The organism is Crossiella sp. SN42 (assembly GCF_023897065.1).
GTDB lineage: Bacteria > Actinomycetota > Actinomycetes > Mycobacteriales > Pseudonocardiaceae > Crossiella.
The window spans coordinates 106771-120410 of record NZ_JAMHIV010000032.1; the positions used below are offsets into that span (position 1 = coordinate 106771).

Annotated in this window: 8 protein-coding genes; 6 read left to right on the forward strand and 2 right to left on the reverse strand. The window is 72.8% G+C overall.

Translation table 11 applies throughout. From position 1 onward, the window contains the following. Positions 1–18: 18 nt before the first annotated feature. Entirely contained in the window at positions 19–3225 is a 3207-nt protein-coding gene (locus M8C13_RS33285; RefSeq protein ID WP_252484743.1) for a BTAD domain-containing putative transcriptional regulator, read from the reverse strand. Between the two features lie 68 nt (positions 3226–3293). Between M8C13_RS33285 and M8C13_RS33290 the strand changes: the two genes are divergently transcribed. The 6 genes from M8C13_RS33290 (at position 3294) to M8C13_RS45170 (ending at position 12903) form a co-directional block, all read left to right on the forward strand. Further along, positions 3294–4469 (forward strand): MFS transporter, encoded by a 1176-nt coding sequence (locus tag M8C13_RS33290; protein WP_252484744.1) that lies wholly within the window; start codon positions 3294–3296, stop codon positions 4467–4469. 75 nt (positions 4470–4544) lie between these two features. After that, positions 4545–6152 carry an ABC transporter substrate-binding protein gene (locus M8C13_RS33295; protein WP_252484745.1) on the forward strand — a complete coding sequence of 536 codons (1608 nt, stop codon included), beginning with the start codon at positions 4545–4547 and terminating at the stop codon, positions 6150–6152. Positions 6153–6170: 18 nt separating this feature from the next. After that, a complete protein-coding gene (locus M8C13_RS33300) occupies positions 6171–7121 on the forward strand; it encodes an ABC transporter permease (protein ID WP_252484750.1) in 951 nt (316 codons plus the stop codon). After that, positions 7118–9022 (forward strand): dipeptide/oligopeptide/nickel ABC transporter permease/ATP-binding protein, encoded by a 1905-nt coding sequence (locus M8C13_RS33305; protein ID WP_252484746.1) that lies wholly within the window; start codon positions 7118–7120, stop codon positions 9020–9022. Before M8C13_RS33300 ends, M8C13_RS33305 begins: the two co-directional genes overlap by 4 nt. Then, entirely contained in the window at positions 9019–9975 is a 957-nt protein-coding gene (locus tag M8C13_RS33310; RefSeq protein WP_252484747.1) for an oligopeptide/dipeptide ABC transporter ATP-binding protein, read from the forward strand. Before M8C13_RS33305 ends, M8C13_RS33310 begins: the two co-directional genes overlap by 4 nt. 18 nt (positions 9976–9993) lie before the next feature. Beyond that, positions 9994–12903, forward strand: coding sequence for an exo-alpha-sialidase (locus M8C13_RS45170; protein WP_308202884.1), 2910 nt, complete (start codon positions 9994–9996; stop codon positions 12901–12903). Here M8C13_RS45170 and M8C13_RS33325 read toward each other — a convergent pair. Continuing rightward, positions 12900–13640, reverse strand: a 741-nt coding sequence (locus M8C13_RS33325; RefSeq protein ID WP_252484748.1) for a family 16 glycosylhydrolase, incomplete at its 5' end; no start/stop codon positions are given. The genes M8C13_RS45170 and M8C13_RS33325 overlap by 4 nt on opposite strands.

Here is a 13640-nt window from a genome sequence, read left to right on the forward strand (position 1 = left end):
TGGCCCGGGTGCGTTCGCTCAGCTGGGTGCGGCTGCGGCGGAACCGTTGCTGAACGCGAGCGTGAATGCCTGCGCTCCCAAGGCATCCCGGGTCGCCGCGGTGATCCGGTCCAGGTCGCTCCGGTCGGCCAGCGGAGTTCCGGTGCTCTCGCGCAAGCGGTGGGCCGCGCCCAGCAAGCGGGCGGATTCCGTTGGGGCGTCAGAAAGGTGGGTGGCTGCCAGGCCTTCCAGGGCGGTGGCTTCGGCGTGCGGGTTGCCCAGCTGACGGGCGAAGGCCAGGGCCTGGGTGTGGTGGGTTCGGGCTTGAGCGGGGTTGCCCTGGTGGTTGGCCAGGTGGCCCAGTTCGGTGAGGACGGTGGTGTAACCGGGGGCGCGGCCGGTGCGGCGGTACCAGGCGGCGGCTTGGCTGAGGCGGTCTTCGGCCTCGGGGAAGTCGCCGGTGCGGCGGGCGAGCTGGCCCTGGGTGAGGGCGACGTGCACCTGGCCGGGTTTGAAGCCGCGTTCGGTGGCCAGTTCACCTGCCCGGGTGAGCAGGTCGCGAGCGGCGCGGTGGTCGCCGCGGAGCAGCGCGATGCGGCCGAGGCCGCACAGCCGGTCGGCGGCCTCGGCCCACATGCCGAGGTCTTCGGCCAGGGCGAGGCCGTCGCGGTGCAGCCGCTCGGCCAGGTCGTAATCGCCGTGCAGTTCGGCGAGGGTGGCGCGTGGGTAGGTGGTGAGCAGTTCGCCACCGCGGTCGCCGACCGCGCGGAACAGGGCGACCGCGGCTTCGGCGTGGGTGTGCGCGGTGGTCAGGTCGCCCCGGGTCAGGGCGTGGTTGGCCTGCACGCAGGTGGTGACGGCCAGGCCCCATGAGTGGCCGAGGGCGCGGAAGGCGGTCGCGGCGCGGGCGGCCAGTTCCTCGCTGGTGTCCAGGTCGCCGGAGTGCAGCAGGACGTAGCCGAGGAACCAGTGCGCCATCGCCTCGCCCACCGGGTCGTCCAGGCCGTCGAAGGCGGTGAGGGCGGTGCGGGCGCTGGCCGCCTGGCCGGGTTCGAGGTCGGCGACGATCGCGATGCCCGCGGCCCAGCAGCGCACCCGCGCCCGCGCGGCCGCGGGCGGTCCGGGCAGCGCGAGCGCCTCGGCGCACCAGCGGGCGGCCTGGCGCACCCGGCCGCGCCGCAGCCAGTACCAGGCCAGGGCGTCGGCCAGGCGCAGGGCGTGGGCGGCGTGCTGCTGGGCGACGGCGGTGTCCAGGGCGCACTGGAGGTTGCCGCGTTCGGCGTCGAGGGTGGTCAGGTCGGCGCTGGGGGTGGTCTCGGCCAGGGTGAGGTAGTAGTGGGAGTGCCTGGCGCGCACGGCTTCCGCCTCGCCGGAGTCGGTCAGGCGGGTGCGGGCGTAGGCGGCGACGGTGTGCAGCAGGCGGTAGCGCGCGCCGCCGTCGACCACGGTGACCATCGAGCGGTCGACGAGGCGGGAGAGCACCTCGGCGACGTCTCGCGCCGGAACGGCCGGGCCGGGGCCGAGCACCTTGGCGGCCTCGTGCGCCGCGAGGGCCGGGCCAGGACCAGCGGGGTCGGCGCGGGTCGGCGCGGTCCCCGGCGGCGGAGTGTCGGCGCAGATCGCCTCGATCGCGAACAGGGTGCCGCCGTCGAGTACTGCCAGGCGGCGCAGCACCACTCGTTCCGGGTCGGTGAGCAGGTCCCAGCTCCAGTCCAGCACCGCGTGCAGGGTGCGCTGGCGGGCTGGGGCGCCTCGGTTTCCGCCGGCGAGCAGGCGGAAGCGGTCGTCCAGGCGGGCGGCGAGCTGGTGCACGCCGAGGGAGCGGATCTTGGCAGCGGCTAGTTCCAGGGCCAGGGGGAGGCCGTCCAGGTCGCGGACCAGGGTCGTGACGGCGGGGGTGTTCGCCGGGGTGAGGGTGAAGGCCGGGTCGGCGTCTTGGGCTCGGGCGTGGAACAGGCGGACGGCGCTGGACTGGAGCGGGTCTTCGTGGTCGGCAGGCAGGTCCAGTGGGGTGACGGGGTGGACCAGTTCGCCGGGGGTGGACAGGGGTTCGCGGCTGGTGGTGAGGATGCGCAGGCCGGGGGCGGCGTGCAGGAGGGTGCGGGACAGGGTGGCGACCTCGTCGATGAGGTGTTCGCAGTTGTCCAGCAGGAGCAGGAGTCGCTTGCCCGCCAGGTAGGCGGTGAGGCGGTGGTGGTGGTCCAGGGGGTCGGCGGCGGGGATGGGGCCGAGCATGGTGTTCTCCCGGATGCCGAGCACGGTCATCACCGCCTCGGCCAGGGGGTCGGCGGCACGTACCCCGGCGAGTTCGACCAGCCAGGCGCCGTCTGGTTCGGTGTGTTCGGCCGCGGCGGCCAGGGCCAGGCGGGTCTTGCCCACGCCGCCGGGGCCGGTGAGGGTCACCAGGCGGGCGGTGGCGAGGGCTTTGCACAGGTCGGCGAGGGTGGTGTCACGGCCGATCAGCTCGGTGACCGGGGCGGGCAGGTTGCCGGGGTGGCGGACCGGCTCGGGGATCAGGGCGGGGTCCCTGGTGAGGATCGCCTGGTGCAGGGCGATCAGGGTCGGGCTGGGGTCGAGGCCCTGCTCGGTCAGGTGGGCGCGGAACTCGGCGTAACCGGCCAGCGCCTCGGGCTGGCGGCCGGCCAGGTACAGGGCACGCAGGTGGCCGGCGCGCAGGCGTTCGTGGGCAGGGTGGCGGCGCACCCACTCGGCGAGCTCGGCCAGGGCGGTGTGCTGCTCGCCGAGGGCCAGGCGGGCTTCGGCCAGGTCGGCCACGGCGGTCAGCTGTTGCTCCTGCCAGCGCTGGCGCACCGGGGCGGCGAAGGGGTCCTCGGCGAACTCGGGCAGGGCCGGGCCGCGCCATAGCGCCAGGGCCTCGGTCAGGTGGGCGGCGCGGGAGTGCGGGGCGGCGGTGCGCGCGCGGCGGAGCAGGGCCTGGAACTCGGCGGCGTCGGTGGGGGCCTGGAGGCGGTAGCTGTCCGCGCGGTACTCGATCAGGGCGCGGGCGCCCGGTTCGGCGGCGTCCAGGGCGCGGCGCAGGCGGGAGACGCGGATCTGCAGCGCGTTGACCGGGTTCGCCGGGAGGTCCGCCTGCCACAGGTCGTCGATCAGCGTGGGCACCGGGGTCCACGCGCCCTCGCGGGCCAGCAGCGCGGCCAGCAGAGCGCGCACCTCGGGACCGGGAACCGGGACGGGTGCGCCCTCGGCGGTCCACACCGCGAGTGGACCCAGCACTCCGAACCGCACCCGCTCACAGTACCGGCGGACAGCGGACGGACAGCGCACGGCAAGTGCCCGCGCGCAGGGTGATCGGCATGGACACCCGAGAAGGAAATGACAACCTGACCAAGCAGAAACCGCTGTTCGCCCAGCTGCTGCCGCTGGCGACCGCGCTGTTCGCGGTGGGCACCGACGGCTTCATCATCGCCGGGCTGCTGCCGCAGATCGCCGCCGACCTCCAGGTGGGCCTGGCCGCGGCCGGGCAGCTGGTCACCGGGTTCGCGCTGGCCTTCGCAGTGTCCGCGCCGGTGCTGGGCGCGCTGACCAGCGGGCTGGACCGGCGGAAGGCGTTGCTGCTGGCGCTGGCGGTGTTCACCCTGGGCAACATCGCCACCGCGCTCGGCCCGGACTACCTGACCGTGCTGCTGGCCAGGGTGCTCACCGCGGCCGGGGCCGGGCTGATCGGCGCGGCCGCGTTCAGCGCCGCGGCCGCGATCGCCCCGCCGGAGCGCCGCGGCCGGGCGCTGGCGGTGGTGATGGGCGGGCTGACCCTGGCCATCGCCTTCGGGCTGCCCGCGGGCACCTTGATCGGCGGCGCGGACTGGCGGCTGACCCTGTGGGCGGTGGCCGGGCTCGGCGTGCTGGCCGCACTCGGCGTGGCCCGGTTGCTGCCGCCGATCGCGCTGCCCGCCGAACGGTTGCGCGCCCGGCTGGCGCCGCTGCGGGAACCGTGGGTGTTCGGCCTGCTCGCGGTCACCACGCTGACCCTGGCCGGCACGCACGTGCTCTACACCTACATCTCCCCGGCGCTGGCCGGGGCCACCGGCGGCTCGGCCACCGCGCTGACCGTGGTGCTGCTGGCCTGGGGCGTGGGCAACATGGTCGGCAACACCGTGGCGGGCAGGCTCGCCGACCGCTACCCGCCGCGGCACGTGGTCACCGGCGGCCTGGCCGCGGCCGCCGTGCTGCTCGCGCTGAGCCCGCTGGCCGTGCACGACCTGGTGGTCGCCGTGGTCTGGGCGGTGGGCTGGGGTGTGTGCGTGTCGCTGCCGGTGGTGCCGCAGCAGAGCCGGTTCGTCGAACGCGCGCCCAGCGCCTCGGCCCTGTTGCTGGGGTTGAACAACTCGGCCATCTACCTCGGCGTGGCACTGGGCGGCGCGGCGGGCGGACTGCTCCAGGAGCAGCTCACCCCGGCCCGGCTGGGACTTCTCGCCGCGGCGGTCACCGGGGTGGGACTGTTGGTCAACCTGGGCGCTGCCCGGAAACCTTGACCGGCCAGGGGCCGCGTCCTATGGTTGCCCAGTCATTGGACATGGGACGTCCTATCTCAGAGCAGAGGAGGCCGGGTGTCCACGACTCGGTTCGGATCCGGTCAGCCGTTGAGCCGGCGGGATCTGTTGCGCCTCACCGGACTCGCCGGCGCGGCCGCGGCCTTCTCCTCGACGCTGGGCGCCTGCGGCGGGCCCGCCTCCACCAACTCCACCGGCGACACCAAGGAGTCGCTGACCGCGGTGGTGGGCTACGGCAACAACCAGACCTGGGACCCGTTGCAAACCGCCTCGGCCTTCGCCATGGCCGCGATGCTGCACTGCTACGAGGCACTGGTGGAGGGCGATCCGCTCACCCGCGAGCCGTATCCGGGGCTGGCCAAGGCATTGCCCGAGGCCACCGGCACCCGGCTCGCCTTCGAGCTGCGGGCGGGCGCACAGTGGCACGACGGGCGGCCGGTCACCGCCGACGACGTCGTGTTCACCTACGCCAGGGCACTAGACCCAGCGGAGAACGTGCTGGTCCGGACCTTTCTCACGCCCTGGCTGAAGGAGGTCCGCAAGACCGGGGAGCACTCGGTGGAGTTCCTGCTGGCCGGGCCGTTCCACTATGCGCTGCAACGGATCCAGACGGTGAAGATCGTGCCCAAGCACGTCTTCGAGGGCCGGTGGCAGGACGCGGTGGCCGGCAAGGTGGTCGGGTCGGGGCCGTACCGGGTGGTGGAGCAGGCCCCGTTGTCGCACACCAGGTTCGAGCGCTTCGACGCCTACAACGGGACGCGGCCCGCGGTGTACCGCCGGATGCTGTGGAACTCCATCGTGGAGGCCGCGCCCCGGGTGGCCAAGATCTCCGGGGCCCGGCCCGCGGTGCAGATCGTGGAGAACATCCCGGCGGCCAACGCCGACCAGCTGCGCGCGGACGGGCGCACGGTGGAGTTCGCCGACGGCGGCAACAACCTGTGGCTGATGTTCAACACCGCGCGACCGCCCTTCGATAACAAGCTGGTGCGCCAGGCCCTGCACCACGCCATCGACAAGAAGAAGATGATCGAGGTCGGCCTGCGCGGCAAGGGCACCGCCGGCACCTCCTTCATCAACCCCAAGCTGGTCGCCCAGCCCGCCGCCAACGACCTGGGCTACGACCCGGGCAAGGCACGGGAACTGTTGCGGCAGGCCGGGGCCGGCGACCTGCGGATCACCCTGCTCACCACCAACACCACCCTGGTCGCCGACTGCGTCAACGTGCTCAAGGAGGGCTGGGACGCCATCGGGGTGCAGTCCACAGTGGACGCACAGGACACCAAGGCGCTGTTCTCCAAGCTGGACAGCGGCGCGGACTTCCAGGTGGTGGCCACCACGCAGAACGCCGAGCAGTTCGGCAACGACCCCGACCTGCTCATCCGCTACTACTACGCGGGCTCCGGAGTCGCGCCCAAGTACGCCAAGTGGAAAGGGCCGCAGGCACAGGAGCTGTCGCGGCTGCTGGACCGGACCTCGGCCACCGGCGCGGACGGGGAGCGCGCGGCGCTGGTCAAGCAGGCGCTGGACCTGCTCGCCGACCAGGCCGTGGTGTACCCGATCGTCTTCACCCAGAACGGGACCGCGTGGGATCCCCGGACCCTCGGCGGGGTCCGCGCCCAGGGCTACCCGGGGCTCAACCTCAACCAGGCCAAGCCGACCGGCTGAGCGGAGGCCTCCTTGATCGTGCTGCGGATGCTGCTCGGGCGGCTGCTGGCGCTGGTGCCGCTGCTGCTCGGGGTCACCCTGTTCGTCTTCGTGGTGATGCGCTTCTCCCCGGTGGACCCGGCGCTGGCCGCCTTCGACGGGGCCAACGCGACCCCGGAGCAGCTGGAGCGGTTCCGGCGGGAGAACGGGCTGCTGGACCCGTTGCCGGTGCAGTACCTGCGCTTCGTCTGGCTACTGCTGCACGGTGACTTCGGCACCAGCCTGATCACCAAGCAGCCGGTGGCCGAGACCATCACCACCGCGCTGCCGCTCACCGTGCAACTGACCTTGCTGGGCCTGGTGATCAGCCTGCTGCTGGCGGTGCCGCTGGGCGTGCTCTCGGCGCTGTTCCGGGACCGCTGGCCGGACCAGCTGATCCGGCTGGTCACGCTGGCCGGGGTGGCCGCGCCCGCGTTCTGGATCGCGCTGCTGCTGGTGCAGTGGCTGGCCGTCGGCCAAGGGTTGTTCCCCACCAGCGGCTACATCAGCCCGGCCGACTCCCTCGGCGGCTGGCTGAACTCGATGGCGCTGCCCGCGGTGTCCCTGGCCCTGCCGGTGGCCGCCCAGCTGACCAGGATCATCCGCACCTCGATGGTGGAGGAGCTGGACAAGGACTACGTGCGCACCGCCCGCGGCGGCGGGCTGCCGCCGGTGGTCGTGGTGGGGCGCAACGTGTTGCGCAACGCGATGGTCACCCCGCTCACCGTGCTCGGGCTGCGGCTGGGCTACCTGCTCGGCGGCGCGGTGGTCATCGAGACCATGTTCGCGCTGCCGGGCATGGGGCAGAACATGATCCAGGCGGTCACCGACGGCGACACCGCGAAGGTGCAGGGCTTCGTGATCACGATCGCGCTGGGCTTCGTGCTGGTCAACCTGATCGTCGACATCCTCTACCTGATCGCCAACCCACGCCTGCGGAGCCACTCGTGACGCGCCGCCTCAAGCTCCCGTCCCTGCTCGCCCTCGCGGTGCTGGTCCTGTTGGCACTGCTGGCCCTGCTCGCCCCGCTTTTCGCCGGGGACCCCTACCTGACCGGCGCGGCGGTGGCCGGGCCGAGCGCGGAACACTGGTTCGGCACCGACTCCGCCGGGCGGGACATCTTCGCCCGGCTGCTGCACGGCGCCCGCTGGTCGCTGGCCATCGGCCTGGGCGCCACCGCGCTGGCCCTGGTGGCCGGTGCGGTGATCGGCGCGGTCACCGCCACCTCCCGGCGCGCGCTGGACGAGACCGCGATGCGCGTCCTGGACGTGGTGATGGCCTTCCCCGGCATCGCGCTGGCCGCGGTGCTGGTCGCGGTCTTCGGCCGCGGCATCGAGGTGCTGGTGCTGGCCATCGCCTTCCTGAACACGCCCTCGGTGGCCAGGGTGGTGCGGGCCAACGTGCTGGCCCAGTACCGCGAGGACTACGTGGCCGCGGAACGGATCATCGGCGCCCGCCGGGCCTACATCCTGGCCAAGCACGTCGCGGTCAACTGCGCCGCGCCGGTGCTGGTGTTCTGCACGGTGATGGTGGCCGACGCGATCGTGTTCGAGGCCTCGCTGTCCTTCATCGGCGCGGGCATCCAGCAGCCGGACCCGTCCTGGGGCTCGGTGCTGGCCAACGGCAAGGACCTGGTGCTCACCGGCGGCTGGTGGGCCACCCTGTTCCCCGGCCTGCTCATCCTGGTCACCGTGCTCGCGCTGAACGTGCTCTCCGAGGGCATCTCGGACGCCTGGGCCACCCCCTCGGCCCGGCGCGCGCAGGCCGGTCAGGCGGCGAAAGCCGTTGCCACCAGCGAAGAACCGGCCGGGGCCGAGCCGGTGCTGCCGATCGAGGGACTGCGCGAGGCGGGGGAGCGGCTGCACCGGCGGGCCCGCGACCTGGCGGGCCGGGAGACCGTGCTGGCGGTGTCGAAGCTGGCGATCTCCTTCCCGGACCGGCACAACGGGGTCAACGTGGTGGACGAGGTGTCCTTCACGGTGCGGTCGGGCGAGGTGCTGGGCCTGATCGGCGAGTCCGGCTGCGGCAAGTCGCTGACCTCACTGGCCATCATGGGCCTGCTGCCGGACAACGCCCGCGTCTCCGGGGAGATCCGCTTCGCCGGGGAGAACCTGCTCGGCCTGACACCCCGGCAGCGCCGCCACTACCTCGGCCAGGACCTGGCGATGATCTACCAGGACGCGCTCAGCTCGCTCAACCCGGCGATGACCATTCGCAGCCAGCTCAAGCAGTTCACCCGCCGCGGCGGCACCCGCACCCCGGCCGAGCTCCTCGAACTGGTCAACCTCGATCCACAAAGGACACTGCGCGCCTACCCGCACGAGCTCTCCGGCGGGCAGCGGCAGCGGGTGCTCATCGCGATGGCGCTCTCCCGCAGCCCGGGACTGATCGTGGCCGACGAGCCGACCACCGCGCTGGATGTCACCGTGCAGGCCCAGATCGTGCAGCTGCTGCTGCGGTTGCAGGCCGAGCTGGGCTTCGCGCTGATCCTGGTCTCGCACGACCTCGCGCTGGTCTCCGAGATCGCCGACCGGGTGGTGGTGATGTACGGCGGCCAGGTCGCCGAGCTGGGCGCGACCGCGCGGATCGTCGGCTCACCGCGGCACCACTACACCCGCGGCCTGCTCTCCGCGGTGCTTTCCCTTGAGGACAAACGGGAAACACTCACCCAGATCAAGGGCGTGGTGCCCTCGCCTGCGGACTTCGCGCCCGGCTGCCGCTTCGCCGACCGCTGCCCGGCCGCCCGCGCGGTCTGCCACCGGGAACCACCGGAGCGGATCGGCGACCAGGCGGACCACCTCATCGCCTGCCACTTCCCGGCGGAGCGGACCGAGCTGCTGGAGGCGCGATGAGCCTGCTGGAACTCGACGGCGTCCACGTGGTGCACCGGATCCGCGCCGCCAAGCTGTTCGGCCACGACCACGTCTACGCGCTCACCGACGCCAGCCTCACCCTGGCCGCCGGGCAGACCATCGGCGTGGTCGGCGAGTCCGGCTGCGGGAAGTCCACGCTGGCCAAGGTGATCGTCGGCCTGCAACGGCCCACCCAGGGCACCGTGCGCTACCGCGGCGAGTCGCTGTGGGAGATGACCGCCACCGCACGCGCCAGCCGGTTCGGCCGCGATGTCGGCATGATCTTCCAGGACCCGGCCACCGCGCTGAACCGCCGCCTGCCCATCGCCAAGATCATCCGCGATCCGCTGGACGTGCACCGCGAGGGCACCCCGGCCGAACGCGCCGACCGGGTGCGCGAGCTGATGTCGTTGGTGGGCCTGCCCGGCAGCGTGGCCGACGCGCTGCCCGGCCAGCTCTCCGGCGGGCAGCGGCAGCGGGTGGCCATCGCGCGGGCGCTGGCCCTGCGGCCCGCGCTGCTGGTCGCCGACGAACCGACCTCGGCGCTGGATGTCTCGGTGCGCGCGCAGATCCTCAACCTGCTGGTGGAGCTGCGCGAACGGCTCGGCCTGGCCATGGTGTTCGTCTCGCACGACATCCAGACCGTGCAGCGGATGAGCGACCACATCGTCACCATGTACCTGGGCCGGATCGTGGAACGCGCCCCGGCCGCCGCGGTGCCCGCCGCCGCCCGCCACCCCTACATGCGCGCGCTGTTCTCGGCCACGCCGAGCCTGCGGCACGCCGTCGAGCCGATCGTCCTCAATGGACCGGTGCCCTCGGCCACCAACCCGCCCAGCGGCTGCAACTTCCGCACCCGCTGCTGGAAGGCCACCGCCGAGTGCGCCGCCGAACTGCCCCCGCTCACCGTCCTCGGCGAGCACACCTACCGCTGTGTCCACCCGGAGCTGTGAGCCGAGAGGAAACCCGCCGTGCGCGTGACAGCGTTGTTCTCCCTGTTACTCCTGCTGCTGGCCGGACTGACCGCACCGGGCGCGGCCGCGCAACCGGTCGAGCAGGCGGTGTTCAAGGCCGCCAACGAAACCGGCTACCACTGCTTCCGCATCCCCGCGGTGGTGCGCACCGCGCAGGGCTCGCTGCTGGCCTTCGCCGAGGGCCGGGTGCTCAACTGCGGGGACACCGGTGACATCGACGTGGTGCTCAAACGCTCCACCGACGGCGGGCAGACCTGGTCGCCGCTGCGGCTGGTCAACGAGGGCAAGGGGGACACCCACGGCAACCCGGTGCCGATCGTGGACCACGACACCGGCCGGATCTTCCTGTTCACCAGCTACAACAAGGGCCGCACCGACGACAAACCCTGTGACGTGCCGTGCAAGCGCACCCCGCACGTGCAGCACAGCGACGACGACGGGCTCACCTGGTCGACGCCGGTGGAGATGAGCGCCCAGGTCAAGCTGCCCGCCTGGGACTACTGGTACGCCACCGGTCCCGGCCACGGCATCCAGCTGACCCGCGGCCCGCACAAGGGACGCCTGGTCTTCGGCGTGTGCGGGGAGACCAGCGACCGGGGCAGCAGCAAGTCGGTGGCCAACGAGGCCGCGCTGGTCTACAGCGACGACCACGGCAAGACCTGGCAGGTCGGCGCGGTGGACAGCATCACCTTCCCGCACGGCGGGCCGTTCCCGTTGAAACCACAGGAGCTCACCGTCACCGAGCTCGCCGACGGCTCGGTCTACGCCGGGGCCAGGGAACAGGGCGGCAGCGCGGTCGGCAACCACAGCTTCGCGATCAGCAAGGACGGTGGCAGCACCTTCAGCCAGCGGTTCCAGGCCATCCCGGACCTGGTCATGCCGACCGTGCAGGGCGCGGTGCTGCGGCTGGAACGCACCGGCCGCCCGGACCGGCTGCTGTTCTCCGCCCCGGCCGACACCGACCGCCGCCGCTGGATGACCATCCGCTCCTCCTACGACCACGGCCGCAGCTGGGAGAACGCCGAGCAGGGCACCCGGATCACCTCGGACTGGTCCGGCTACTCCGACCTGGTGCAGCTCAGCGACCCGGCCGTGCCCAGCGCCCGGATCGGGCTGCTGTACGAGGGCGGCAAGGTCGACGCCAGGGACGAGATCCGGTTCACTCGCTTCACCGAGGACGACCTCGGCTGGCGCAACCCACCCGGTCCGGCCACCCCCGACACCTCCCGGATCCACAAGGACGCCAACGCGATCGGCGGTCCCGCGCTGACCGCCGGCCGGTTCGGCAAGGGCTTGGAGCTAGACGGCGCGGAGGACTACCTGCGGGTGCCCTACGACCGCGCCCGGCTGCCTGGCGAGGGCGAGCTCACCTTCAGCACCTGGTTCCGCTACGGCGGGACCCAGCGCGAGCAGGTCCTGCTGTGGCTGGGCGGCATGGGGGAGACCGCCCCGCAACTGTGGCTGCGCGCCGAACCGGCGAACCAGCGGCTGATCGCCCGGATCACCACGCCCAGCGGCAGCAGCTCGGTGACCACCACCAAGGCCTACGACGACAACCAGTGGCACCACGTCGCCCTGCAACGATCAGCCGGGCGGCTGCTGCTCTGGGTGGACGGCGTGCTGGCCGGTTCGGCCGCCGCGGTGGCGGGCCCGGTGACCCAGCGGGTGTCCTTCCAGCTGGTGCTGGGCCAGCGGCTGGACCACAGCCAGCGCTTCGACGGTGCGCTGGACGAGGTCCGGCTGCACACCCGCGCGCTGACCAAGGCCGAACTGGACCGCCTCCGGCTGAGCAACGCCGAGCTGCCGGACGCCCAGGTGCTCCGGCTGCCCCTGGACACCATCCAGCCCACACCTTGCACCTCCGTGCCCTACACCTCCGGCACCGAGGGCTACCACACCTTCCGCATCCCGGCGGTGGTGCGCGCTGCCTCCGGTGAGGTGCTGGCCTTCGCCGAGGGCCGGGTGCACTCCGCGGGCGACACCGGCGCGATCCACGTGGTGCTGCGCCGCTCCAGCGACGGCGGCTGCACCTGGGGACCGCTGTCGGTGGTCTCCCGCAACGGCGAGGCCACCGCGGGCAACCCGGCCCCGGTGGTGCTGCCCGGCGGCGAGGTGCTGCTGCTGACCACCCGCAACGGCCCGGTCACCGAACGGGAGATCATGACCGGCGCGGTGTCCCCGGCCGACACCCGGCGGGTGTTCCTCCAGCGCAGCAAGGACAACGGCCGCAGCTGGACGCCGGAACGGGAGATCACCTCGGCGGCGAAGAAGCCGGACTGGCGCTGGTACGCCACCGGCCCCGGCCACGCGATCACCACCAGGCAGGGCCGGATCGTGGTGCCCGCCAACCACTCCAGCGCGCCACCGCCCGGCTCGGCGGACACCGGGGCCGAGCAGAAGTACCACGGCGGGCACGCCCTGCTCAGCGACGACGGCGGCCACAGCTGGCGGATCGGCTTCACCGAGGACCGCGCCGACACCGCGATCGCGGCCAACGAGACCACCGTCGCCCAGCTGCCGGACGGCCGCCTGTACTTCTCCAGCCGCAACCAGGGCACGCTCGCCGGCAGGCTGGACGCGGTCAGCACCGACGGCGGCCGCACCCTCAGTTCACCGTACCGTCCACAAAGGACGATCGAGGGACCGAGGGTGCAGGGCAGCGTGCTGCAGGCGGCGGATCCCGGTCTGCTGCTGTACTCCGGACCCGCCGACCCGGCCGCCCGCCGGGCGATGTCGGTCCGGGCCAGCACCGACCAGGGCCGGACCTGGTGGCAGCTGCACCGGGTCTCCGAAGCCCCGGCCGCCTACTCGGACCTGGTGCGGCTCAACGGGTCCACGGTGGGTCTGCTGTACGAGACGGGTGTGCGCGGGCCGTACGAGACGATCACCTTCACCCAGCTCGGCTAGTTCCGGTACTCGCGGATCCAGTCCACCTCCATGGTGGCCGGCCGGAACTCGGTGGTCATGGTCGCGTCCAGCTTGATGGTCGGGCGCATCGGCCTCGGCGGCAGCTTGTCCCGCTGCGCGGTGTGGAACCACTTCTCGCCGTTGATGTAGCCGGTGAGCTCGTTCTCGGTCCACTCGACCGCGAAGTGGTTCCACTTCGTCATGTCGACCGCGCGGGAGGCGGTGTACCGGTTGTCCTTGGTGTTCTCATCGGCCAGGAAGAAGTGCGCGGTCTGCCGCTCCGGGTCGAACACCTCCAGGAAGACGATCTCGCCGCCCGCCGGGAAGTCGTTCTTGACCGGCCACAGGGTGAGCAGCGGGCGGTAGCAGGCGCAGCCCGCGGGCACCCGCACCCGCGCCTCCCAGCGGGTGCGGAAGGAACCCTCGTCGCGGCTGAGGTAGCCGGTGTCGCCGTTGGCGTCGCCGGTGATGGTCAGCACGTCGTCGCGCACGCTGACCCGCTCGGGGATCTGCCTGCCCTTGCCGTGCTGCCCCGGCCGCGGGCCCACCGCGGTCCAGCCGTCGTCGAGGCCGGTGCGGAACTCCGCGGCGTGCACCGGCTGGCCCCAGCCGAACCGCTCCGCGGCGGTGGCCGGCTGGGGAGAGTTGTCCGGCCACCAGCGGATCGCGGTCAGCACGCCCGCGGCCAGCACCGCGGTCAGCGCGAGCGAGGCGGCCACGATCCACCGCGACCGCCG